The organism is Rhizobium chutanense (genome assembly GCF_002531935.1).
Lineage (GTDB): Bacteria > Pseudomonadota > Alphaproteobacteria > Rhizobiales > Rhizobiaceae > Rhizobium > Rhizobium chutanense.
Genome location: NZ_NWSV01000027.1, coordinates 1 through 22,660, shown reverse-complemented (window position 1 = coordinate 22,660; position 22,660 = coordinate 1). Strand labels below are relative to the sequence as shown.

21 protein-coding genes and 1 pseudogene are annotated in these 22,660 nt (G+C 61.3%); 1 reads left to right on the top strand and 21 read right to left on the bottom strand.

All coding sequences use genetic code 11. From position 1 onward, the window contains the following. Positions 1 to 46 precede the first annotated feature (46 nt). From CO666_RS27295 to rffA, 3 genes are read right to left on the bottom strand one after another with little or no spacing between them, the layout of a single operon-like run. A complete protein-coding gene (locus CO666_RS27295; protein WP_097615149.1) occupies positions 47 to 766 on the bottom strand; it encodes a WbqC family protein in 720 nt (239 codons plus the stop codon). Beyond that, entirely contained in the window at positions 763 to 1,647 is an 885-nt protein-coding gene (locus CO666_RS27290; protein WP_097615148.1) for a class I SAM-dependent methyltransferase, read from the bottom strand. The genes CO666_RS27295 and CO666_RS27290 overlap by 4 nt, the downstream gene beginning before the upstream one ends. Continuing rightward, a complete protein-coding gene (rffA, locus tag CO666_RS27285; protein ID WP_097615147.1) occupies positions 1,644 to 2,771 on the bottom strand; it encodes a dTDP-4-amino-4,6-dideoxygalactose transaminase in 1,128 nt (375 codons plus the stop codon). Before rffA ends, CO666_RS27290 begins: the two co-directional genes overlap by 4 nt. 403 nt (positions 2,772 to 3,174) lie before the next feature. Between rffA and CO666_RS27280 the strand changes: the two genes are divergently transcribed. Further along, entirely contained in the window at positions 3,175 to 4,830 is a 1,656-nt protein-coding gene (locus CO666_RS27280; RefSeq protein WP_245436874.1) for a hypothetical protein, read from the top strand. A gap of 375 nt (positions 4,831 to 5,205) precedes the next feature. Here CO666_RS27280 and CO666_RS27270 read toward each other — a convergent pair whose 3' ends face one another. The 18 genes and pseudogenes from CO666_RS27270 to CO666_RS27185 all read right to left on the bottom strand — a co-directional run bounded on the left by CO666_RS27270 (position 5,206) and on the right by CO666_RS27185 (position 22,499). Next, positions 5,206 to 5,763, bottom strand: coding sequence for an acyltransferase (locus tag CO666_RS27270; protein ID WP_097615145.1), 558 nt, complete (start codon positions 5,761 to 5,763; stop codon positions 5,206 to 5,208). A 92-nt stretch (positions 5,764 to 5,855) separates the two neighbouring features. Beyond that, the gene (locus CO666_RS34670; protein WP_245436873.1) at positions 5,856 to 7,199 is read right to left on the bottom strand and encodes a hypothetical protein; all 1,344 of its coding nucleotides are present in this window, start codon (positions 7,197 to 7,199) and stop codon (positions 5,856 to 5,858) included. A gap of 131 nt (positions 7,200 to 7,330) precedes the next feature. Next, a complete protein-coding gene (locus CO666_RS34300; RefSeq protein WP_179869769.1) occupies positions 7,331 to 9,457 on the bottom strand; it encodes a phage tail tip lysozyme in 2,127 nt (708 codons plus the stop codon). Beyond that, positions 9,448 to 9,630, bottom strand: a pseudogene (locus CO666_RS35055) (tail fiber domain-containing protein); the annotation flags it as partial. The gene CO666_RS34300 and the pseudogene CO666_RS35055, both read right to left, overlap by 10 nt. Position 9,631: 1 nt before the next feature. Continuing rightward, positions 9,632 to 9,949, bottom strand: coding sequence for a hypothetical protein (locus CO666_RS27250; protein WP_245436872.1), 318 nt, complete (start codon positions 9,947 to 9,949; stop codon positions 9,632 to 9,634). Further along, positions 9,946 to 10,953, bottom strand: coding sequence for a tail fiber domain-containing protein (locus CO666_RS27245; RefSeq protein ID WP_097615144.1), 1,008 nt, complete (start codon positions 10,951 to 10,953; stop codon positions 9,946 to 9,948). Before CO666_RS27245 ends, CO666_RS27250 begins: the two co-directional genes overlap by 4 nt. Continuing rightward, complete coding sequence (locus CO666_RS27240; protein ID WP_097615143.1) at positions 10,919 to 11,335, bottom strand: GNAT family N-acetyltransferase; 417 nt, start codon at positions 11,333 to 11,335, stop codon at positions 10,919 to 10,921. The genes CO666_RS27245 and CO666_RS27240 overlap by 35 nt, the downstream gene beginning before the upstream one ends. Then, complete coding sequence (locus tag CO666_RS27235; RefSeq protein ID WP_097615142.1) at positions 11,332 to 13,155, bottom strand: hypothetical protein; 1,824 nt, start codon at positions 13,153 to 13,155, stop codon at positions 11,332 to 11,334. The genes CO666_RS27240 and CO666_RS27235 overlap by 4 nt, the downstream gene beginning before the upstream one ends. Continuing rightward, positions 13,152 to 13,856 carry a phage adaptor protein gene (locus CO666_RS27230; protein WP_097615141.1) on the bottom strand — a complete coding sequence of 235 codons (705 nt, stop codon included), beginning with the start codon at positions 13,854 to 13,856 and terminating at the stop codon, positions 13,152 to 13,154. Before CO666_RS27230 ends, CO666_RS27235 begins: the two co-directional genes overlap by 4 nt. Positions 13,857 to 14,067: 211 nt before the next feature. Next, positions 14,068 to 14,631 (bottom strand): hypothetical protein, encoded by a 564-nt coding sequence (locus CO666_RS27225; protein WP_097615140.1) that lies wholly within the window; start codon positions 14,629 to 14,631, stop codon positions 14,068 to 14,070. Positions 14,632 to 14,891: 260 nt separating this feature from the next. After that, positions 14,892 to 15,677 carry a hypothetical protein gene (locus CO666_RS27220; protein ID WP_097615139.1) on the bottom strand — a complete coding sequence of 262 codons (786 nt, stop codon included), beginning with the start codon at positions 15,675 to 15,677 and terminating at the stop codon, positions 14,892 to 14,894. Positions 15,678 to 15,698: 21 nt separating this feature from the next. Next, a complete protein-coding gene (locus tag CO666_RS27215; protein WP_003587937.1) occupies positions 15,699 to 16,673 on the bottom strand; it encodes a phage major capsid protein in 975 nt (324 codons plus the stop codon). Positions 16,674 to 16,705: 32 nt separating this feature from the next. Beyond that, a complete protein-coding gene (locus CO666_RS27210; protein WP_097615138.1) occupies positions 16,706 to 17,722 on the bottom strand; it encodes a hypothetical protein in 1,017 nt (338 codons plus the stop codon). A gap of 95 nt (positions 17,723 to 17,817) precedes the next feature. Further along, a complete protein-coding gene (locus CO666_RS27205; protein WP_097615137.1) occupies positions 17,818 to 18,129 on the bottom strand; it encodes a hypothetical protein in 312 nt (103 codons plus the stop codon). Further along, the gene (locus tag CO666_RS27200; RefSeq protein WP_097615136.1) at positions 18,126 to 20,243 is read right to left on the bottom strand and encodes a hypothetical protein; all 2,118 of its coding nucleotides are present in this window, start codon (positions 20,241 to 20,243) and stop codon (positions 18,126 to 18,128) included. The genes CO666_RS27205 and CO666_RS27200 overlap by 4 nt, the downstream gene beginning before the upstream one ends. Continuing rightward, positions 20,243 to 21,814: a terminase gene (locus CO666_RS27195; protein WP_097615135.1), complete on the bottom strand. Its 1,572-nt coding sequence runs from the start codon at positions 21,812 to 21,814 to the stop codon at positions 20,243 to 20,245. The genes CO666_RS27200 and CO666_RS27195 overlap by 1 nt, the downstream gene beginning before the upstream one ends. Then, a complete protein-coding gene (locus CO666_RS27190) occupies positions 21,780 to 22,250 on the bottom strand; it encodes a terminase small subunit-like protein (protein WP_097615134.1) in 471 nt (156 codons plus the stop codon). The genes CO666_RS27195 and CO666_RS27190 overlap by 35 nt, the downstream gene beginning before the upstream one ends. Positions 22,251 to 22,262: 12 nt before the next feature. Then, positions 22,263 to 22,499: a spike base protein, RCAP_Rcc01079 family gene (locus tag CO666_RS27185; protein WP_097615133.1), complete on the bottom strand. Its 237-nt coding sequence runs from the start codon at positions 22,497 to 22,499 to the stop codon at positions 22,263 to 22,265. Between the last annotated feature and the right edge of the window lie 161 nt (positions 22,500 to 22,660).

Here is a 22,660-nt window from a genome sequence, read left to right as displayed (position 1 = left end):
GTTACAACCCCATGCGGGCGTAGCCCTTTGGCTTTGCAGCCGAAAGTCAGACAGATTGCCATGTTGCTGCTCCCTGTTGCGGTATGGACGCGGCCGCAAATCCAGGCCCGTGCCCATTCAGAATAGGATCTATGATGCTGACTTGCCCGTCAAAAACACCGTGAAGCTGGGTATATTCCGGATACGGGCCATAACTCATCCACTCCACGATGACCCCCGCATCCCGAAACATCGCTTCGTCCAGATACACTTTCGCGGACGGACCCGACAAATAATGTGTCGCGCCGGCCGCAAGACAAGTCGCAAGAACGCGCTCACTCCGCGCCGAGTGAGGCGCGTATATTCTGTCGCGCGTGATTAGAAGTTCCAACTTTAACGTGTCGACGAAATGCCTGAGGAACAACTCATTGACGTCAGTCAGAAATTGCAGTTTCTCGGCGCGGTCGTAAAGTGCCTCGATAACAGGAAGAAAGACCTTGGCGGCTGGTGCGGTTTTATAGGCCTGACGGATCTGAGCAAAATGCGACTGGGCCCAATCGCCCTTGATTTCAACGTCCTCAATGGGCTGCCCTAACTTGCCGCTAGTCTTCACAGGAATTGTGATCCAGCGCGTGCCCGTTGCAGTCTTGATCTTGTTCCGATTGTGCCAGTGGCCCTTACTATAGGCGACCTGATCATAAATGATATATTCATCGCAGCGGCTGATCAGGTCGAAGAACCCACGCCAGGGAACATAGGATGACTGTATGATCGCGACGCGTTTCATGGCCGCGCACCTGCAGTCTTTCTAGCTACCACGAAACGCGATCCGCCCGCCGGCAGGCGCAGTCCGAGGCGGATAAGCTGTCGTTCGCCATCCAGCAGCATCTCGAACGACCTGTCCACGAACCATGGCAGTTGCAGCTCCTGCGCCGGATCATGATTCTTGGAGCGGCTGCGCGTGGAGCGCTGGAGCGCGAAAACCGGTAACAGACTCGTCACAAATGATGTCGAGAAAATCACATCGAGACCGGCGGCAGCACATTTCTGCTCCAGTTCGCCGCGACGATAGCGGCGTTTGTGGAACGCCAGATCATCGTTGCGGCTCCAAAGGCCGGGGTGTTGCGGAACCGCCAGCAGCACTCCGCCGCCCGCCCGCAGGGCCTGGGCCATTTGCCGCAAGACCAGTTCGTCCTCTTCGATATGCTCAAGCACATCGAACGCACAAAGCAAATCGAACTCCTCACGGAAGGGGATGTCGCGAGCATCCATCTGGAAGAGTTGCCCCGCCCCTTTCAATCGCTCGCTCGCGTAAGGCAAGCCGTTCAGATAGATCTCGCTGCCGCACAGGAACGCATGCGGAAGAGCCTCGCGCAAAGCCGTGAGGACGAAGCCCGTGCCGCATCCCACTTCCAGCGCCCGTTGGCTGTCGACAAAATACCGTCGCACAAGATCTGCGATCAAACGGTTTCTGGCTCGAAACCAGAAACTGCCATGCTGCAAGGCCTGAAGCTGTGCATGTGAACTGCTCGCAAAACCGTCATTGTCATGGGCAAGCGCGGGCGCAAAGGTCAGGAAACCATCCTCCAGAGGCACAACCGTGTCGCATTTGGGGCATCGCCAGATGTCCGCGTCATACGCGGCATCGCACACCAAACAGCGTTTCATCGCGCAAATTCCAGAACCCGGCTCGCGACACGGGCAATATCTGCCTCTGTCAGCCCGCCATGCAGAGGCAGCCGAAGCAGGGTATCGGCCGTCTCATCGGTGATCGCCATCGACGACCCTGTGCGTCCATATCTTTCACCGGCTGGCGAAGAATGCAGAGGAACATAGTGCGTAACGCCGCCTATTCCTTCCGCCACCAATTTGAGGCGCGCCTCTTCGCGGCGTTCGAGGTTAGTGAAGCGCACATGATAGATATGTCCGTTATGTGTAGCGTCGGCCGGAATTTCAGGAAGGCGCAACCCGTTATGGCTGGCCGCTCTAAATATTGCATCATAGGCATGCCACAGCGAAAGCCGATGCCGCGTGAGCTCTTCGGCGTACTCAAGCTGAGCCAGAAGCACGGCAGCGACCAAATCGGATGGTAGGAAGGAGGATCCCATATCCTGCCAGTCGTATTTGGCCACTTCGCCGCGAATGAACTGGGAGCGATTGGTGCCCTTCTCCCGGATAATTTGCGCTCGCTCGACCAGAGCGAGATCATTGACGATCAAGGCCCCACCTTCACCGGAGACAATATTCTTGGTCTGATGAAAGCTTAAAGTGGCCAACTGACCGAATGTTCCGAGGGCCCGGCCTTTCCACGAAGCCCGGTAAGCCTGGGCCGCATCCTCCACCACAGCCAGCCCGTGGCGCGAGGCGATAGCCAGAATAGGCTCCATCTCGCACCCCACTCCGGCGTAGTGGACGACGAAGATTGCCTTGGTTCTCGGCGTGATGGCAGCCTCAATCAGCGTTTCGTCGATATTGAGCGTATCGCTGCGAATATCGACGAATACTGGCACAGCCCCGCGCAGCACCACCGCATTGGCCGTCGACACGAAGGTGAACGACGGCATGATAACCTCATCCCCCGGCTGAAGGCGGAGAAGCATTGCGGCCATTTCCAACGCGGCGGTACACGAGTGGCACAGAAGCGTGCTGGCATCGTACATCGAGTCCAGATGCGCATGGCATCGCTTGGTGAAGCTTGCATCGCCGCCCCACTGGCCCGAGAGAAGGCATTCATTGAGATAGAGCGCCTCCTTCCCGATCAGGTGAGGCAATGCAAAAGAGACACGATTCATTTACGAACATCCGAAGCAGCGTATAGCGTCAAAGGCTCGATAGCAAAAAAGCCCCCGCTTTGCGCCCCTAATTAAATTATAATCCACATAAGACAAGCGATATTCCGCCAGGACCGCGATCACGGGGCACAACGTTCGCGACGATACATTTTTCTATTAAAGGAACCGCATGGTTTGCAAATTTATATTAAAAGAACCGTCCGGTTTGCAAACAGTGGTTTAACCAAGGCCATTTATCAATTGCGCACGTCCGGCAACCGAATTACACGCTGTGATTGCGCTCGAGCGCCACCCCACATTGGATTGACCGCCATCTTCGATGGCGCATTCGACTTTGACGTTGGCTGAACAAAAACAATGACTATAACGCAATATCCATATTCTACGAAAATGGATGTCCTGCATGCCCAAGGAAAACCATGAGATGCCCGACATGAAAGGACTTTTCAAAAGAGCTGAACTGCAGATATTTCTCGTCTATATGGGCGCCCATCTTCCCATCTTTCTTTTATCGGATGCCCGATATTGGGATGACTGGAGCCTTTCTGGCGCCAGCAAAGAAATGCTTGTGTCTGTTTTTACTCAGGCCGGCTTTCCCCTTCTCGGATATTATCATTATGCGGTTCAATTGATCGGCTGGTGGTTCTACGCTTTCTCAACCTTCGCACTTGGCTACCTTATCATTCATGTATTCTACCTTATCCTGAAGTCTTTCGACTTCTCAAAATCTGACGCAAAAACGCTGTCGCTTCTAGCGGCGGCTCTGCCTGTTAATTTTGCCAGAGTTGCAGCGATAAACAATCCAGGACTATTTTTTCTACTGATATTTGTTTTTGCGTTATATATTTTTGTAATTTCTATAAATAATAAAAACGCGTATTTAGAGTATACTTCTTACGCCTTGTTTATGTTTTCTTTTCAGTTCAACGCTCTTATAACGTCGTTTCTTTCGGTGTTTTTCATTGCGGCATTCCTGTTTTACAACAAGGCCGCCGACGCCCCAACAAATGCAACTCACCACAAGAACAACTTAAACAAATTTAAATACACCATAAAACGAACGGCGGAAATTATTCTTCTTCCCTTCTTTTACGCTACAATACAACACTTTTTATTCAGTAAAAGCGGCATGTTCGCCGCTAGCTACAATATCATTGATATCAACTTCGGCGCAATATTATCGGAAATCAAAGTTGTAATCTTATATATATTCCCGTATGACGGAATATATATTGGAAAGCCAGTCGCCCTGACGATATTTTTGGCTGCCTTTCTCGTTGTTTACCTTATCAGAGCAAATCTCGCGACGCGCAGCACGGAGGCCGATTGCAATGGAAAAGGTTTGATAGGCATCGGTGTCGTGCTGTTGGGTCTGGGAGCTTCGGCCTATGTATTGGTTGGGAAGGAACCCTCCTATGCGCCCTGGATGGCGACCCGCTTCCAAGTGCTGCTTCCATTCGGCGCTGCCTTTTCTACCCTGGGTCTTTTCAAGATCATCTGTGCTGCCGTTTTTTCTGCGAAGAATCACGATCTAGGCGATCGGATGAAAGTGGCCTCACTTGCCGGCTTGATAGCGGTGTTCATTGTGAATTGGTGGTTTGTTTACGCCACCTTTTATGTCGACCACCTGCGCCAGGAGGCTTTTGCCGATACCATCAGGAACACCCCTTCCCTGCAAAGCCGCAATTCCGTGATCCTTGATAGATCCGGCCTGACCGCATTCGATACGATGCCCGGATTGGGGGAATATGCCGGATTGCATGAGGCCGCGACCGGGAAACATGATGCATTGATCTTGGATTACGACTCAATGACTGCATATGGCGGCTGGTCGGGATTCGTTGACAATTTCAAACGATTCTTGGGAGCCTGGTCCAAAGTCGAAGACGCGGCGGTTGACGTTCCAGGATGCCTCTATATCGTTCGTCGCGGACGCGACGTGCAAAGCAAATGGTCCTATGCGGCGAATGCTTTTATCGTCAAGATAAGAAATCCTGAACACTATACGGCCAGGCATCTCTTAAGTCTTGATGGCCCCTATTGCCAATCGCCCCACTGAATGTGGCGGGCCCCGTAATTAGCTAATTGCCGATGACTTCGACTCTTTAATGAACGACAAGCGTTATCCAGAAACCCAACGGCATCGGCACATCGCGGTTGACGGTGACGGCAGACGCGACGTTCCCGAGGCCTGGCGCTTCGGATTGTGAGCCATTGTACAGGTTGCGCCATGTCCAACGAGCCCGCTGCCACCAGAGTTTGAACCCCGTGGCGGCATGGTCCACCGCCATCGGCCTGGCAGAACGCCCGTTCTTCATTGACCATGCGGCCAGCGCGGGCGATAGGGCATGCGACAAGGAAACGACGATTAGGTCGCCGGCAGGTAGGCAAGGTAGCGGAGGATCATGGCACCGTCGAAGGGCGCGGGATGCCATTATTCTCGGTATTTTACGACTCTGGCAGGAGCGCCAACGGCGATAGCATATTCTGGGATGTCGCTGAGAACGACCGAATTCGCGCCGATCACGGCTCCTTTCCCGATCTTCACGTTCATCAGGATTTTGGAACCGGCGCCGATCCAGACGTCATCGCCGATCTCGACAGAACCGATATCAGCCTTCTGCAGTCGGATAGGCATGTTCTTACGCATGCCGTGGCTATGATCGACGATCTGGACATCCGAGCCGATCAAAACATCATTGCCTATGGAAATGTGGTTTTTCGCAGTGATGACATTGCGTCGGCCGATCACCGTATTGTTGCCGATGAAGACCTTCGGCTCCGGCATTGTCAGTTGAAAGAACGCTTCATCCTGTATTGTGACGCCAGAGCCGACTTTGAGGACAGCGTGCTTCACCATGCGGAACTCTGCGCTACGCTTTACCACGAGATCATTACCGGCGGCTGTGAAGTAGCGAAAGCGCTTATAAACGGTAGTGATCCGCTGGATTAGTCCGCCTCTGTTTCGATATGATGCCTTGTCAATCTTCATGCGGAATCTCTACTACGAAATCCTCCCGTATGGGAAGTGGAAGCCACCAAGTCCATATCCAGAGGCTGCGATAGACCCGTCCAACGCAGACCTCAGTAAAAGCGACCGCGCGTGTCGAAATACGCCTGCGTCGAAATGGTGTAGGAAGTGAATGACGTGGAGGAGGCGACATTGTAGATTTGACCGGCAGAATTGGTGCGAATATCCACTTCTCGCGAGAATGCCTGCGACACAGGGGTGTTAACGAAGTTCTGGCCAAACCCGGTTGCCGCAGACGGTACGCTCGTCCCCAATGCTGGATCCCAATGGTTGATATTCGCGATCGCTCCGCCAGCGTTGGCTATTTGAGTCACGATGCGAGCCATTACCGGGAATGCTGGGGGTACTTTCAACGTTCTCAACGTGGCGGATGTGGCAATCGTGCTTACGTCAGTCGTCGGCACCTTGTATGCGAAGAAATCCCCATCTTGGACGAAACTGACCCATGCCCCAGATACCCGCAGGAGAGCTCCGATACGGCGCTTTCTGTCATAACTTCCAGGCATAATGGGTGAGGTTGCGCTTGCGGAAAGAAGCGAGTCGACAACACCTGTGTCCGACCGAGCGATGATATAGGGGTAGTACCATCCATCCGCGATTGCACCGGTATCAAGCCAGCCATTGCCGGAGCCCACGGCCCACGCGATGTTTCCGACCTTGATCAACGTACTTGCAAGGCTCATGAGAACTGGGATTGCACCATCGCTCGCTGCCGCCCCGGCTGCGATATCGATCGAGTTTGTTGGATCGCCGGCATTGTTGGAAAGAGTCAGACCGTAGATGTGCCCAGCGGGTGAGGACGCCGCTACCGTCTTGAGCGTTGACGCCATTCTGTCGGTGAAGAACGCCGATCCGCTGCAGATGATGAATGCGGAATAGCCGTTCGGAATGACAAGCGTAGCCGCGCCGTCGATCGTCTCCGACCCGTTCGGATCGATCGTCACGTCTCCGCCGTCGGCGATCACGCAATAGTGCCAGTTTGCGCCGAGCGTCGACGCTGCGCTCAGGGTGAGTGTCGCGGCCGCGGTAAAGCGATGAACAGCGTTGCCGTCGGATGCAAGCGCGGTGTAATCGCCCGACTTGGCCGCATAGACCAGAGCCTGATCGAACGAGACGTCAACGCCGTTCTGGGCAAAGCCGAGCAGGCCGCCACCCTTCAGATAGAGGCCGGTCTGCGGCGTCGAGGCGAAGCCGAGGCCCGGCCCGGACACGGTTCCGCCTGCAGCCTTGAGCGGCGCGATCATCGGCGCCGAGCCGTCGCGCGGCAGCGAATTGGTGATTTCGTTGCCGAGGTCGGTGGTCAGCGCGTTCCACGGCGCGGGGTCGATGACCTGGCCGACGGAAGGTGTCGTGCCGGCGGGTTTGGAATAGACGCCGGTGGATGGGTTTCTGGGCATTGAGCTTCTCCGCAAAGAAAAGACCCCGCGGATTGCGAGGCCTGGAGCAAGTAGTGTCGATTACGGCGAGCAGATCGATCGTGATCCAATCCGACCACCGCGCGTTGCTGCCCTCGGAAGCCTGGATCGGGCTACCAGAGGCCGCTTTGCGGCCGAGCAAGCAGAGCGCGCACGAGTGCGTCCGATTTCCCGGCAGCCTGTGGCGCGGCCCGCCCGCGACCTTGGTTCATCGTCTGCTTTCGGTCGCGAGGCCCCGGCCTCGGCGTCGGACCGGATGGACTGTCAGGCAGAGCGAACGGATCGGCGGCGCCTCCCGTCTGGTACTGCGGCATAAAACTCCTGGCTCTGGCGAGCCGATTGTCGACCTCCTTGTTCCCCGGCTCATTGTAGCCTTCAAATGCCCAGGCTCTGTTCATGAGGCGCTGTGCCTCCTCGAGCGATTGAGCGGCATTCAGCCGGGCGATCAGACGGGGGTCCTCCTGCAGGAAGAATTCGGCCTGTGTCTGCGGACTGATCGCACCTGGCTTTTCGCCCTTGGCGGCAGCGAAGTTGTAAAGCTTTTGCAGGCGGCTATTGCGCCACGACATGATGCCGCCCGAGGTGCCCGGCTTTCCGCTCCCGCTTGGGTCGGACCAGGAGCTATTGGCTCTCTTGGACGAGAACTGGCTTTCGGACTGACCGGTCGAGGCGATGGCCGCCAGGCCGTAAGGGTTGGTGACCTGGATGACCGAGCCATCCCGCTGCTTATAGCCGTTCTTCACCGTATCCATGAAGCCGTTGAAGACATCGGCGTCGACGGGTTGCTGGCTGGGAGTGCCCCTTACCGCCTGCCGATCGTGGCGGCCGGGCTTCGGTGTGGGAACGGGCACTTTGCCCGGTGGAACGAAGGGATCGTCGCCAGGCAGCTGGGGCGCCGTCGCGGGCTGCTGGCGGCGCTCGTCCGTCGTCATCGGCGGATCGGGATATTCCGGCCTCGGCGCGGGGACAGGCCCCTTGACAGGCTGGGAAGGCAAGGCATGCGCAACGCCCTTGGACTGTGCTGCGATTGCCGCTTCAATCATGCTGTCCGGATAAAGAGCGCCCGATGTTCCCTGCTCCTGAGTGATGAGGGCGCGAACAAACTTCTTTGCCATTGCCGGGTCGGTCAGGCGGAGATCGTCGTCAGGGCCGATGCCCATCGAGCGCGCAATGTTGGCAGCCGCCGTGAAAGACTTAGGCGTCCATCCCTTTGTTCCAGCGATCATCTGATTCGGCGTCAGCATGCCTTCCCGATACTTCTTCATGATCTGCCAGACATTGTGCCGCATGCCCGCCTCCGGCGTGGCATAGACGACTTGTGGATCGCCCTGGTCGGTGTTCTCGGAAGGGCCGATGATTCCTGGCCCATGCTGCCCGACATATTTGAGATTGGCGGGATTGTTGTTGCGCATGCCGGCCGGCAGCTTGGCGCTACGAACGGGATCGGACAGAATCGTTTGAAGCTCTGCCCCGTCGTTTGCGGATCCGGCGCCGCCGCTGCCAGGCGCTGGCGCCGCGGGCTGCTGGCGGCGTTCGTCCGTCGTCACCTGCGGGTCGCGATAGCCAGGTCTCTGCGAAGGAATGGGGCCATGGTCAGGCAGCGGAGCGAAGCTCTCGTCGCCCGGCTGATCGGTCGCCATCGGCTGCTCGCGGCGATCGTCGGTCGTGACCATCGGGTCGCGATAGGGTCGCGACGTCGGAATGGGCGGGTTGGCAGGCGGCGTGACGGGATCGCCAAAGTGTTCCAACGGAAACTGCGGCGGCTGGCTGCCCGCCATAGGCTGTTGCCGGCGATCACCTGTCGTGACCATCGGGTCGCGATAGGGCCTCGGCGTCGGAATGGGTCCGTTGTCGGGCAGCGGCGCAAAGAGACCGGCGCCGGGCTGGGCGGGCGGGGCCATGGGCTGTCCGCCGCGATCGTCGGTCGGCATCAGCGGGTCGAGATTGGGTCTTCCCGGCGGAACGGGGCCGTTGTCGGGCAGTGGCGCGAAGGGAAAGTAGCCTGGGTCGCCCGCCGGCGCCGCGCTGTCGTCGCCGCTTGCCTGCTGCTCCTGCCGGCGGAGCCCCAGTCCGCCCATCAGTGCCTGGACAAGACGCGCAGCCCCTTGCCAGGGGGATTGTACCGGGCTTGTCTCCATGCCCTGCTCCAGCATGGCTTGCGCCAGCCGCTTGCGCTGCTCGCTGATCTCGCCCTGTGTCTTGCCGGTATCGCCGCCGGAAATGAATGACGCTAATGACATTGGTCCACTGCCCTTTCGTAATCGGCGCGGTCGAAATCGTCTGGATGTTGAACACCGCGTCTGGATGAATCTTGCGCACATCGTCGGACACCAGCCCGATCTGGGTCGGGCCGCGTCCTTGTGCCTGAAGGCGTCGGCCGGCAGACCGTTGTCAGCGTGCCGACGCGCCTGATGCTAGCCGCCGGTCCGGCGCATCGGTCCGCTGCCGAAGAGCAACGACAGGAGGCCGGGAGAGGTCGGCGCTGGTGTGGAAGGCTGGTCTTTCGGAGCGGCGGTCCCTTGACCGCCGGCTGCCTGCTGCGCCTGCCGCTGTTGACGAAGCGCCAAGCCGCCGAGCCCGCCCTCGGCAAGCCGCGCGACCCCTTCCCATGGCGATTGCACCGGGCTCGTATCCGTGCCCTGCTGCAGCATCGCGTAGGCCAGTCGCTTGCGCTGGCCGTCGATGTCGCCCTGTGTCTTGCCGGTATCGGCACCGAAAATGGTTGGGATCATGCCACGGCCCTTTCGTAATCGACGCGATCGAACCCATCGGCAGCTTCGAACACGGCGCCCGGATGAACCTCGCGCACATCGTCGGACATGAGACCGATCTGCACCGGGCCGCCCTCCTTGTAGCGGAAGGCGTAGACCGGCAGACCGTTATCCAGCGTGCCGACGCGTTTGATGTCTTCCTTCAGCCGTCGGTCGGATTTCATCGCCCAGCCGCCGAGCAAAGAGCCGCCGAGTCCGAACAGGCCGCCCATCGCCGCATTCGACTGCGCGAGCTGCTGATTGTACTGGCCCATCTTCTGATTGTAGTTCTCGTTGATCAGCCCGGCCTGATCCACCGTCGGCAGCTGCGTCGTCGGCGAATTGACATAGCTCGACTGGTGCACCTGCGAGCCCGACATCAGCGCCGAAATCTCGTTCAGCGGCTGGTTGCGCTCGGTCAGGATCGAATTCTGGGCATTGGAATACATGTCGCCGAGATACTGGTCGGAGGCGGCCTGTTTGCGCGTCGAAAAATCGCGCATCGCGTTGTCATAGGCGGCCGAGCCCATCGCGATGCCCTTGTCGGCGAGGCTCTGATCGAGGCTCGCCTGGTCGCGGTCCCACTGGTTGTTGAAGCCGGACTGCCAGTGATCATTGACATATTTGTCGACATTGCCGGCGCTGAGATCGACATTGGTGCCGAGCACGCCGGAGATTTTGTTGGTCTGGTCGTTGGCGAGCCTGGCAAGGCCGAGCTGCGTCTGCTGCGTCTGGTCGTAGATCGCCTGGTTTTCGGGGGAATAGGTCTGATAGGCCGACCGGATCGGGATCTGGTATGTCTTCCCGTTCTGGTCGGTCATCGTCTGCTGGCCGGTGACCTTGTATTCCAGCGAGCCGTCAGGCGTGTACTGGTTGACATAGCTCAGGCCGGAGTTGGCAATGGCGGTGTCGACGTTCGTCGCCGTCTGCGCCGCTGCGGTCTGGGTCGGATCAGGCGCCTTCGGGGCCTTCGGCGTGGAGACCATAGGGGAAATCCTCCTTCATGATTGCGTAAAGCAGCGCGTCGCAGTCGCCGAAATAGGCTTGCTGGCGGCCTTCCTGACGGGCGCCCAACCTGGCGAGCACCGTCTGGGCGGCGATGTTGTCGGCGCGGGTCCTGGCAGTGGCCCGGCGGCAGCCGAGCTGATGCACGACATAGCGAAAGACCGATCGCATCAGCGTCCGCGACAGCCGGTCGGCGGCGAGCGAAACCTCGACGTCATGTTCGGTCCAGACGTTGAAGACGAAGCCGGCGATGATCCGGCCGCGGTCGACATGGGCGAGCGTGGTGTAAGGCGGGTGGAAGGTGACGCCGATCCTGGCCCCGACCCAGGCGGCGATCTCCTCGCGCGGTTCGGAGACGATCAAATCGGCGCGCCCTTTTCGTAAAGCACCGAACCGCCGACAACGGCGGCCTCGGAGACCGAGCCCGACGAGCCGGAGATCAGCGCGCGGATCGTCGGCGCCAAGGCCGAACCGGCGCCGCCGGCGGAGGCGAATTTGCGCACCAGCGAAATGCCCGGGAATTTCGACACGCCCCAGATCGCCGTTCCCCATTTCGCCGCCGCATTGTTCTTGACCGAGGAGAGAAGGGCGGTCGGAATCTTCGTCTGGTAGTCGACGGAGATGCCGGCATACATCACCGTGGAAACGCCGATCTGCGCCGTTACGCCGATCAGCTTCGAGAGCTTGGTCGAAAGCCCGTCGCCATAACGGCTCCAGGCGCCGACCATCAGCGCGTCGATCGCCACGCCATTGTCGTTGGCGCCGACCTCGGCCTCGTAGACCGTGCCGTCGGCGGCCCCGAAAAACAGCCGGTCCTGCCATGTCGCCCAGCAGGAGGCCGGCATGCCGACGAAGCGGCACCACGCCCCGGTTTCGGTGTTCATCACATATTGATAGGGGCCAGAGGAGGACGGCAGGTTGACGATCGCCATCTGCCGGGCCGGGAAGCTCGAAAGCTGCCATTCCTGCGATGTCGTGCCGGTCGCCGCCACTGTCTCGCGCCAGGTCGGGCCGATCTTGGCGGTAATCGCCCCGAGGCTGGTGGCGCCGCGATCGAGCTGCACGGCCTTGGTGATCGGCACGATGCCATCCGTCGTCATGATCGCCAGATCCGCGCCGACCGACAGCAGGCAGCGATCGCTGCCGAGTGGCCGGCCGAGCTTGAAGGTGCCGATCAGGCCCCAATTGGCAGCATTGGCGGGATCGGAGCCCTGGTAGACGATCACCTCGCCCTCGGAGGAGATCAGCACCAGGCACTGCTGCAGGCCGGTCGAAACCGGAATGGTCCAGACGTTGATCGCCACCAGCGTGCCGCCGTATTTCATGTTGCCGCCGACCGGCAGCACCGTGGCGGCGCCGCTGACGGCATCGGTGGCGAGATACCAGACATTGGTCGAGTTCTTCTCGATGAACCACAGGCGCGAGCGATAGGCCGTCACCGCGATCAGCAGCGAGGCATCCGATATGCCGGTGATCATCGTCGAAGTGACGTAAGGGGTGGCGACCGCGCCTTTTTCGAGCTGCGCATTGGTGACCGAGCCCGTCACGGTGACGGTGAGCGTGCCGGCCGCCGGCGTGAAGGTCAGCGACACCCGGTTGTTGACGCCGGTGCCGTTCAGCGTGCCGGTGAAGGCGCCGGAAAGGGCGACCGAGCCGGTGCCGAAAAAGCTCAGCATATAGGCCGTGTTGCGGACGGCGACGTTCTGGGTGGCAAGCGTTGCGGTGCCGGTGAGAAAATTGTTCGTCCAGGCGGTGCCGTTGAAGAGCAGCGGCGTGTCCAAGCCGTTGACCAGGCGCAGGAATTCCTGGCCGGCCGGGTTGGTATATTGCTGCACCGACCAATGGGCGCTGGAGAGGCCGGAGACGACGGGTGCACCGACGGCGCCGCCCGCCGTCACCTCGAAGATCTTGTCGCCGGCGGCGGCAAACAGCCTGTTGCCGGCGCCGGAATAGGCAATGACCGTCTGCACGTCGGCACCAAGCCCGGTGGCGAAGGCGAGGAAGCCATAACGGGCGCGCACCCGGTTGGCCTCGGGAAAGAAATTGTCGAGCTGAAAGGCCGCATCGGCGGGCATATCCGCCATCTCGACATCGGTTCGCCAGCCGCCGATCGGCGCGATCCAGTCCTTGCCCGGCGAAACGCGGCGGGTGCGGCCATTGGGGGGAACAGGTCTGCGGGTCATGGCGTCACCGTGATCGTGCCGGGCCAATAATTCTCAGGCGCCTGGCCCCTCATCGGCAGCGAGAGGTCGACGGGCGCTGCGGCCCGGTCGGCGCCGATGGCGGCCTCCTTGGCGCGCTCGTAACTGGCGATCTCCTCGCCATAGTCGAGGCCCTTGGCCCGCTTCCAGCGCCAGATCAGCGACAGTTCGAGAAGATCTTCGGGAAAACGGGCGGTATCGGTATCGTTGGCCCAGTTGCCGGCCGTGACCGCCCCGCCGTTCACCGCCACCCAGAAGCCGGAGATATATTGGTATCTGATCGTCTCGCCCGCGGCATTGGGGTAGATGTCGAGCCTGCCGCCCGACATGCGCCAAATCTGCGGCACCGGGTTCGAATTCAGGATCGTCTGGCGCTGCCAGGTCTGCGGCTCGACGGGGCCATTCAGCTGCCAGAGGCGCGCGGCGTTCCAGATCTTCGCATTGGCGGCGAAACGGTCCCAGTCGGCCGGCGGTTCGGCCGGCTCGGGGTTGGCGCCCGTCGCGGTGAATTGCCGGTCGACCGTCAGCGCCGACCAGTCATGCTCGCGCATCAGGTCGCGGCCGGCGCGGGTGGAGAGGATGCGCAGCTGCATGATCTGCGGATCCGCCGAAGACATGACGGCCGTCGGCGGATCGAGGTCGATCTCCGCGCACACGTTCTGAATGATGGTCAAGAGCGACATGCGGGGGATCTCCGGTTCAGAGCCGTTGCTGTGGACGTTGGGATAGGCAAAATTACTTGAGGTTGTGCCGTGCAACCCCCTCATCCGCCTGCCGGCACCTTCTCCCCGTTGGGGCGAAGGGGTTATGCCGCGAGGTCTCGATTCCCTCTTCTCCCCAGCGGGGAGAAGGTGCCCGTAGGGCGGATGAGGGGGCCGCTTGTTCAGCGCTTCCTCAGGCCGCCTGCCGGCCGCGCCCCTTGCCCTCGCCTTCCCTGTCGATCGCCTCGAAGCGCAAGGCCATTTCCTTCATCTGCTCCTGCAGGCGGCTGACCTCGCCCTTCAGCCGCTCGTTTTCGGCGGCGAAGGCGGAAGCGGCGCTGGAGTTCTCGGCGGTGGCCAGATAGGCCCGGGCGGCGGCGACAAGCTCGTTGGCGCCCATGCCGATCTTCTGCTTGGCGGTATCGGAGAGAGCGGCGAGCTGCTCGACGGTATAGATGTTGACCGCCTCCATCTCCTTGATCTGGCTGGGCTTGAGATAGGGCCATTGCGAAAGCGGCGTGCCGGTCAGCTGCTCGCGGGCCTCGGCGCCTTCCTTGAAGCGCTTGTAGGCGTCGGCAAAACGCTGTTTGTCGTTGTCCGTCACCTCGCGGTAGACTTCGGTATGTTTGTCGCCTGCGATGAAGATGCGCACGAATTCCTTGTCGGCAAAGATCGGCCGGCCTTCCCTTTCGGTCAGAAAGGTCTGTTCGACCGGCTCGAGGCTGAAGGAGGCATAAATTCCGGTGTTGTCGGGCATGGTGTGTGTCTCGCTGTTGATGGCGGGGAGATGTGGGATGAGCGATGTCGTGCGGATGGCTGCCCCTCACCCTAGCCCTCTCCCCGTAAAAACGGGGAGAGGGGACGTGCCCCGCTAGAGGTAGGTGGGGAACGGAGAGGTCGCGGCGGTGTCCCTTCTCCCCGCAAGCGGGGAGAAGGTGGCGGCAGCCGGATGAGGGGCACGCCACGCATAAAAAGGTCGGCGAAAACGGGCGCCGCAGCGCCCGTCAACGTCTTGCTTTAATTCACCTTCGACAGAAACGGCCGCATCAGCGTCGCCTCCAGCACGCCCGTCGCCGTGACGGTGATGCCCGTGCCGTTGGCGGTGGCATTGGCCGAGAGCGTGATGCTCTGGACGACGCCGTTCGGGTTGTAGGTGATGCCCGAGATCGTCGTGCCGCCTGCAATACCGGTGCCGGCAACCGCCGCACCGATGAACGGGCCGGAACCGGCATTGAGGCCGGAAAGGCTGGTCAGCAGGTTGGAGCCGTTGACGGTGGTTGCGGTGAAGGTCTGGTTGGCCGCCGCAAAATTGACGTTGGCGATGGCCTTGGTGGTCGTCGTTGCCGAGGCCGGGGCGCTTGCCTGGCCTGCGGTGGCGGTGGTTTCGGCAACGACGAGGGCCGCCGTTGCGGTCGCCACCTGCGACGGCGCCTGGCCGTTGCGCTGCAGCCAGATGTAATAGGTGCCGGGTTGCAGCGTCACGGCGCCGACCGGGCCGCCGGTCACGGTCGGCGGCTGGGCGGCCCCGGAAAAGACGCCGCAGCGCTGGCCGACGACGGCCGCCGCCGTCGTCAGCAGCGAGGCGACATAATCCCGGGTCCACTGGAACCACTGGCCGGGCTGAAGGGTCGTCTGCGAGGCCAGCACCAGCTGGCAATAGACCCATTCGGATTCGCGGTCGCCGCCGGCGATGGCGCCGAGGGCAAAGTTCGGCCCGGGAATACCGGAGCCGGAAACGATCGGGCCTTCGACGACGAACGGGTTCGCGCCAAGACGATCGGACTGGATGGTTGCGATCGACATTTGCTTGTTCCTTTCGTTCGATCAGGCGAACAGCACGCCCTGCAGGAAGGCGTTGTTCATGGTGAGGTTGCCGGCGAAGCCCATCAGCTGCACGAAGGCATCCTGGTTGGTGTTCATGCGCTCGTCACCGATCGGCGCCATGTCGCGGTCGCGGTGCGGGCGGTAGAACAGGTATTTGGTGTTGAGGAAGAACATCTGGTTGAGCGGCGCGCCGCCGCCGAAACCGCCGTCGAAGATCACGTCGGCGCCCATATATTGCAGCGACTGGAAGCCGGCCATGCCCTTGTCCGCCGAGGTGATGCGCTGGATCGCCTGCAGCGATTCCCAGTAGAGGCGGAAGAAGTTGTTGTCGGCGACGACGAGATCGGGCGCGTCCGAGCCGCGCACGCAGGACATATAGAGCCGGTTCATGTAGCTCTGGATATTGGCATTGGTGGCGGCCGCACCGCCATCGGCCGAGGCCGAGAATTTCTGGTTGCGCCAGAAACCCCAGGTGGCGCGCGAAATGCCGCCGACGGTGCCGGACGTCGGCGAGGTCGAGATCAAGAGCTGCAGGCCGCCGATCTGCCGCCCGCCATCGGCTGTGCCATCGGAATAGCAGTCGAGGGCGATGTTGTTCTTCAGCGTCGTTTCGGCGTTTTCGATGCGCTGCTCGAGCAGATCGAGAATCGCATCCTCGCCGGAGTTCTGCAGCTGTTCGAGGCCGGACATGGAGACAGCAACCGCGGCCTGCTTGAGGTCGTATTCGGCCGCGGTGATGACGTCGGAGGGCTGCACATTCAAAATATCGTAGCCGGAATAGCGCTTGAAGGTGCTGTTTTCCTGGTACTGCAGTTCCTGGACGATGGTGCGGCCGCCGGAGATGGGCTTCTTGCGGCCGCGGCTGTTGAGACGGGTGAGAAGACCGTTGTTCTTCGTCACGTCGTCGGCGACCGTGCCGCTGCGGTTGCGCAGCGTCGTGGTGACGATTTCAGAGAGGTTGGGCGAAATGGGCATCGATCATTCCTTTGATCAGAATTGGCCTTTGATCAGACTTGGCCGCGCGAAAACCGCATGGCGTCGCGCAGCGAGTCCCGGATGGAGGTGGGCTGGCCTCTTGCCGCGTCGCGGGTCGGGCCCGGCGCGGAGGAACCAGAGATGGATCGCGAGGCGCGGCGGGCTTGATCTGCCGCTGCGGCCCTCTGGGCTTGCTGTGGATGGACAGGAGCCGCAGTCTGGCTGATCAACTGCCGGCGAATGTCCGGGCGCATCCAGCATGCGGCGTCGTAGGCGTCCTGAAGCGTCGATGCCCGCCCGGCATTGATAAGGGCGACCATGTCGTCAAGCACATCGTCGGCGTGCGCGTTTGCCGGGTCGGAAAGGAAGGCATCGACTTGAGTTTCGGTGTCCCTTTTCCGCAGAACATGTTCGACCGTCGCCTCGACATTGATGGATCGCGGCTGCGGCTGTACCTGCTGCGAATTGCGCTGCAGGATCTCCCCCGTCTGACCATTGACGAGGGCATGAAGATTGACCCCGGCCATCCTGGCGACGTGAACGACGGTGTTGACGGGGTCGTGGATGAGCGCCTTTTCCCAGTCGATCGCCCGGCGCATGACGTCGGCATGGGTCATGCCGGCCTGGCGGATGAGCGGCGTGAATTCCTCGAGCCCCTTGTAATCCTGCAGGACACGGAAGCCGTTATCGACCTCCTGTTCGCGCTTGGCGATCGCCGCCTGCACTTCGCCGGGGAGGCTGCCGAAGTGCGCCTTGGCTTCCGCCGACCAGCCGGGCGGAACCCGGCTGCCGCCGGCTGCAGGCTGTTCGACGCCCTGCCCTCGGCTCTGTGCCTGCGCTGTCTGCTGGGCGGCGGCCTGCTCCTGCCCCTTGGCCAGGAAACGGCCATTTTCGCCGTCGCGCGGCTGGCCGGCGAGTTCGCCCGGTCCATTGCCTTCGACGGTATCGATCGCCGCCTTCAGGCTGTCGCGAATGCTGACCGGCGCGCCATCGGACGCGCCAAAATCTTCGCTGCCGTTGCCGGCTTCGTTCAGGTCTTCCATATCCATGTGGGAAATTTCCTATTTCGGGGATTGATGCCCGGTAGATCGTTGTTTTGCATGTCGTTGTCCCGGAACCGCGGCACACTTCCGGGCGACATGCATCAGGCGTTGTATTCGGCGTGAACGCGCCGTAATTCGTTGCGGATCGCCTTTCGATCCGTGGTCGGCTTCGCGATCGGCTGCGGTTTTTCATTGCCGATCTCGACCACGCCGGCGGCCCGGTAGGCTGAGCGTAGCTTGGCCTTCGAGGTGTAGTGCTGCCCGTCATGCATCGACTGGATATCGATGCTGTCGCTGACGAAATGCGGCGCCGGAAGGTCGGAGCGCGCCGGACTGCGTTCCGGCAAGCAATTGTGCGGCCATTGGTCGAGCGCGTGCCAGCCGCCGCAGACGCGGCAATAGCGTTCTCTCATGCTGTTCTCCCGGCCCATTGGTAAACGGATTGCGCGCTGCGCATCTGATCGATCGCCTGCGCCGCCATTTCGCCGCGCGCCTTTTCCACCGTGGCGCGGTGCTCGATCTCGGCCTCTGCGACGCCGAGCTCGGCCTTGCGCTGTTCCGCACCCGCCTTCACCTGAGCGGTCTGCAGCTTGATCATCTCTCCGGGCGCAGGCTGCGGCTCCGGCTTCGGGGCGCCGGCGGCCTGAGAAAGTTGGGCGCCGACCTGCTCCAGCGTGCTTTCCAGCTGGCGGCCGGCCCGGAAGCCGCGGGCGGCAAAGAGCAGCGTCTCGACCATGACAGGCACCAGCATCGGCGACTGCTGCGCCATGGCGCCGGCCTGCTGCATGAAGCCGCCGACCATCTGCACGAATTCCATGCGGCGCTGCTTTTCGGCATCCTCGTCCGGCTCGATGGTCGAATCCGTTTCGATCTCGATCTGGAAGCCGCGAATGCTGTCGTTGCGCAAGAGCTGCACCACCTCGTCGATCGTCGGCTGCCCCATCATCTGCTGCAGCTGCGGCGGCATTTCCGGCGGCGGCGGTGGGGGTTGGCCCATCTGCTGCGCCCGCATCGCCGCCTGCTGCGCGGCCATCTGCATCTGCTGCATCTGCATTTGCACCTGCTGTTTCTCGGCCATGGTGGGCAGCTTGACGCCGCTCACCAGCATCAGCGTTTCCGGCTGGAACTGGTCGCAGATGATTTCGCCGGCAAGGCGGATGATGTCGCGGGCAAAGCGGGCGAGCTCGGCCTGGCGGTCGCGGATGCGGATCGAGCCCCACTGGCTCTTGATCCGCTGCGCCGTCGCCGTCTCCGAGGCCTGGGTGTCGCCGCGCACGATGTCTGAAATGCCGGTGATCTGGTAGACATCCTCGATCAGTTGCTTGCGCGCCGCCATGCAGGCGACGATCACCTTCTGCACCTCGTCGATCGGCAGCGTCACGATCGCCTTCGAGCCGCCCTTGTCGGTGAAGGCGGCCCATTCCGGGATCGGCACCATCACCATGTCGTTTTCAGGCCGCATCGCCTTTTCGATCGCCGGCGAGATCGCGCCGTCGCCGGAGGGATAGAAGATCTTCAGCCGCAGCTGATCGGTCAGCTTGTTGATGCGCCTGGTCAAGAGATCGATCTCGTCGCATTGCTGCTGATAATAGACATAATCGGGAACCGGGATCAGCGAGCTCGTCGACATCGTGCCGTAGGCCGGGCGCGGGCACGGCCAGAAATGGGTGAGATCGAGCGGCGGCTCGGAGACTTCGAGCGCCACGGCCGCGCCGTCGGCGATCCAGACGGTATAATTCTCGCTCTTGCACCAGATTTCCCAGATATGGGTCTTGCCCTCGTTTTCGGCGCGCTCGGCCTGGCTTTCGCCCTTTTTGCCGGCCGCGCCGTCCGCCGCCCGCGATGTCATCGCTTGCCGGCCGAAGCGCTTCTCCATCTCCTCGTCGGTCATCGGCACCCGCCGCGCCACCCAGGTGACATCCTTCCAGCGCCGCGCCGGCGAATGCAGGAAGTCCGACCAGTGGACATAATCGATGCACACCCGCTCGTCGGCGATCCCCTCGGGCAGAGGAGCGCCAATGCCATCTGCGGGCAGACCCTCGGGCAAGCCGCCATTCGCCGGCTGAGAGGGCTCGACGCCCATGTCGAGCGGCTCGAAATCGGCCTCATAGCGCAGCCACACCGTGCCGCGGGCACAGAGCAGGAAATCGTCGCGCACCGCCCGCATGATGGAATCGAGATCGGCCTCGTCGCCTGTATAGGCGAGATTGCGTTCGACGAGCTCGGAGGCGATGCGCGCCACCGGCTGGGCATCCTTGAAGCGGCGCTCGACCACCGACTGCGGCACGCGGGCATAAACGGCCGGCTGCAGCACCGAGGTGTTGGCCCAAAGCATCGGAAACCGGCGCTTGGCCGCGCTCGTCTGGTCCGCCTGCTGGTCGAGATAGATCTTCTCGATCTTGACGCAGCGGTCATGCCAGGATTTGAAATAGCGCTGGGCGCGCTCGAGCTCCTGCTGCCAATGGGCGCCGACCTTGGCCGGATCCCACTGCTGCCCGCTCTCCGACGCCGTTGTCTCGTCTTCCATCAAACACGCTCGCTCTGTCTCGGGGTGGAATCGGCAAATTCGTCGAAGGTCATGGTCTGGAAGGTCGGCAGCGCCTTCGGCTCCGGCTTCAGCGGTTCCGGCGCCAGTCCGGTGAAGATGATCGCCAACCCGCCGAAAGCGTCGGCGCCGTGCGAGGCCCAGTTGTGCAGCGGCTCGTCGCGGAAGACGCCGAGGTCCTCGTCCCAGTCCTTGCGGTAGTTCCTCAGGCACTTGATGCCGTCGATGCAGCCGGCCTGGTCGAACTCGACTTTCGCCAGAATGCGCCGCGTGCCGTTGATGCGGTCGTGGACATAGGCGCGCTCGACCTTGCGCACCGTGCCGAGACCGCGCGCCCTGACCTCTTTCAGCATGATCTCGATGCGGGTCATGCCGCCGCGCGTCCATTCCCGGACCTTGATGTCATGCGGCATGTTGTGCACGCCGTAGACATAGCCGTGCTCGGCGCCGCGCCGCGCCAGTTCGTCGAGCATGCCGTCCATGCCGGTGCCGGTGTGCTCGAAATAGCCGATCATCCGCACGCGGCCGGGCAGCACCTGGAACAGCCAGACGCTGTTGGCATCGTCCATGCCGATGTCGGAAATGGTGTGAACCGGATAACCCGCGACATGCGGGAAAACCCCGATGCGCTCTTCGGCATCGGCCACCGCCATCTGATCGGCATAATAGGCGCCCTCGACGCTTGCTTCGAAGGCTTCGGCCGGCGTCGAGGGATATTCGCGCTTCATGTCGCCGAGCTGGGTTTCGGCCTTCTTGATATACCAGGCCTTCTGCCCGTCGGTCAGGCTGATGCCCTGGTCGGCCAGGTTGCGGAAATATTTGGCGAAAGCATCGGTGATGATCACGCCTTCGGGCGCGATCTGATATTGCGGCTCCTTCCACCAGGGAAAGAAATGGAACTTGAAGTCCAGTTCGGTCAGCTTCGCCGCCTGGCGCTGCTTGACCTGGCCATCCTCGCAGAGCGAATAGAAATGCCCTTCCTGGCCCTCCGCCGTGCTTTCGACGAAGACCAGCTGGCCGGCCTGCACCGTGTTCAAGGCGCCGGTGCGCACTTCCCTCGCCTTTTCGGGATATTTGGCGCAGAGCTTTCCATATTCGGAAATATGCAGATATTGCAGCGTTCCCGAGCGCAGCGAGGTGCCGACGCGGATGCTCGAATTGTTGGCGAGCAGCAGTTCGGTCTGGTTGGTCCTGACGACGGGCACGGCATTGCGGATGCCATCCGGCAGATTGTCATAGGGATATTTGATCTTGTCCCGGAAGATCGTCTGCACGTCGCCGAGCGTATGGGCGATGGTGCCGGCCCTGATATCCCGGTTGAAGACGCAGGCATCGAGCATGAAGATCTGGATGAAGGTGGTGAGGCCGAGCTGGCGGGCCTTCAGCAGCACATTCAGATAATGCATCTGCTCGAAGAAGGTCATCTGCGTCCAATTCATCTCGAACCTGACGCGTTTGCCGGCCTTGTCGGTGATCCAGTAGAGATTGTTCAGCCGCCAGCGCCAGTCGGAAAACTGGTCAACCGCCGTTTGGAAGTCCGCGGGTTTTGCCATTGATATCTTCCAGCAATTGCGAGACTTCGCCGGTGACGCCCTGTTCGGGCTCGACCTTGGCGCCGTATTTCTTCGGCTTCAGCTTCTCGGCGACCCATTGCCGCGTGGCGATGCGCAGCTGCGAGCGCCTGATCGCCTCGCCATTCTCCTGCCAGCCGGTGGTTTCGCCGGCGGCGTTCTTCTTCTCGATCCAGTCATTGCTGCGGTCGTCGGCGATCTCGACCAGCTCGTCGACGAAGCCGTCGGCCAGGATCTCGCGGGCCAGCGCATAACGCGCCCGAAACGCCGCCTTGCCGTCATCGGCGAGCCAGGAGAGCACCGTCGATTTCGCCGGCATATCCTCATCCCGGCAGATCGACCGGAGGCTTTCCCTGTCGGCGATGCGCTCGCAAATTTTCTCCGCCAGCGCCTGGGTGAACTTGGTCGGTCTGCCCATAAGGTGGAAAGCTCAGAACAGCGCGATGATGTTGGACGCCGTGGTCCCGGTCAGCGCCACGATCGCCGCATGCACCGGCAGGACCGTCCCGGCCGGCACGTTTCTGAAGACGACCGGATCCACATCGCGCCGCGGCGCAATGGCGACATCGCCCGCCGTGCCGATATAGAGCGCGCGCGCCCCGACAAGAGCACTGTCATTCGGCGTCACCACGGCGGCCCGCGAGGCCGGAGCAATCGAAGGGTCCATTGCAGTTCTCCTTGTGAGGGGGGATGTCCCGCCGACACGGCCGCATGACGCCGACAGTCGGCGTCTTCTGGAAACGGCCCGACGACCTCCGTCATCCCAGGCCTTGATGTAAAGCCCGGATACATACCTGACAGATGTTCGGAGACATGCCTGACAGTTCC

What these genes read in the sequence shown, in the direction of transcription:
- CO666_RS27295 (WP_097615149.1), bottom strand. Translation starts at nt 766, where the DNA reads ATGAAACGCGTCGCGATCATACAGTCATCCTATGTTCCCTGGCGTGGG.
- CO666_RS27290 (WP_097615148.1), bottom strand. Translation starts at nt 1,647, where the DNA reads ATGAAACGCTGTTTGGTGTGCGATGCCGCGTATGACGCGGACATCTGG.
- rffA (WP_097615147.1), bottom strand. Translation starts at nt 2,771, where the DNA reads ATGAATCGTGTCTCTTTTGCATTGCCTCACCTGATCGGGAAGGAGGCG.
- CO666_RS27280 (WP_245436874.1), top strand. Translation starts at nt 3,175, where the DNA reads ATGCCCAAGGAAAACCATGAGATGCCCGACATGAAAGGACTTTTCAAA.
- CO666_RS27270 (WP_097615145.1), bottom strand. Translation starts at nt 5,763, where the DNA reads ATGAAGATTGACAAGGCATCATATCGAAACAGAGGCGGACTAATCCAG.
- CO666_RS34670 (WP_245436873.1), bottom strand. Translation starts at nt 7,199, where the DNA reads ATGCCCAGAAACCCATCCACCGGCGTCTATTCCAAACCCGCCGGCACG.
- CO666_RS34300 (WP_179869769.1), bottom strand. Translation starts at nt 9,457, where the DNA reads ATGTCATTAGCGTCATTCATTTCCGGCGGCGATACCGGCAAGACACAG.
- CO666_RS27250 (WP_245436872.1), bottom strand. Translation starts at nt 9,949, where the DNA reads ATGATCCCAACCATTTTCGGTGCCGATACCGGCAAGACACAGGGCGAC.
- CO666_RS27245 (WP_097615144.1), bottom strand. Translation starts at nt 10,953, where the DNA reads ATGGTCTCCACGCCGAAGGCCCCGAAGGCGCCTGATCCGACCCAGACC.
- CO666_RS27235 (WP_097615142.1), bottom strand. Translation starts at nt 13,155, where the DNA reads ATGACCCGCAGACCTGTTCCCCCCAATGGCCGCACCCGCCGCGTTTCG.
- CO666_RS27230 (WP_097615141.1), bottom strand. Translation starts at nt 13,856, where the DNA reads ATGTCGCTCTTGACCATCATTCAGAACGTGTGCGCGGAGATCGACCTC.
- CO666_RS27225 (WP_097615140.1), bottom strand. Translation starts at nt 14,631, where the DNA reads ATGCCCGACAACACCGGAATTTATGCCTCCTTCAGCCTCGAGCCGGTC.
- CO666_RS27220 (WP_097615139.1), bottom strand. Translation starts at nt 15,677, where the DNA reads ATGTCGATCGCAACCATCCAGTCCGATCGTCTTGGCGCGAACCCGTTC.
- CO666_RS27215 (WP_003587937.1), bottom strand. Translation starts at nt 16,673, where the DNA reads ATGCCCATTTCGCCCAACCTCTCTGAAATCGTCACCACGACGCTGCGC.
- CO666_RS27210 (WP_097615138.1), bottom strand. Translation starts at nt 17,722, where the DNA reads ATGGATATGGAAGACCTGAACGAAGCCGGCAACGGCAGCGAAGATTTT.
- CO666_RS27205 (WP_097615137.1), bottom strand. Translation starts at nt 18,129, where the DNA reads ATGAGAGAACGCTATTGCCGCGTCTGCGGCGGCTGGCACGCGCTCGAC.
- CO666_RS27200 (WP_097615136.1), bottom strand. Translation starts at nt 20,243, where the DNA reads ATGGAAGACGAGACAACGGCGTCGGAGAGCGGGCAGCAGTGGGATCCG.
- CO666_RS27195 (WP_097615135.1), bottom strand. Translation starts at nt 21,814, where the DNA reads ATGGCAAAACCCGCGGACTTCCAAACGGCGGTTGACCAGTTTTCCGAC.
- CO666_RS27190 (WP_097615134.1), bottom strand. Translation starts at nt 22,250, where the DNA reads ATGGGCAGACCGACCAAGTTCACCCAGGCGCTGGCGGAGAAAATTTGC.
- CO666_RS27185 (WP_097615133.1), bottom strand. Translation starts at nt 22,499, where the DNA reads ATGGACCCTTCGATTGCTCCGGCCTCGCGGGCCGCCGTGGTGACGCCG.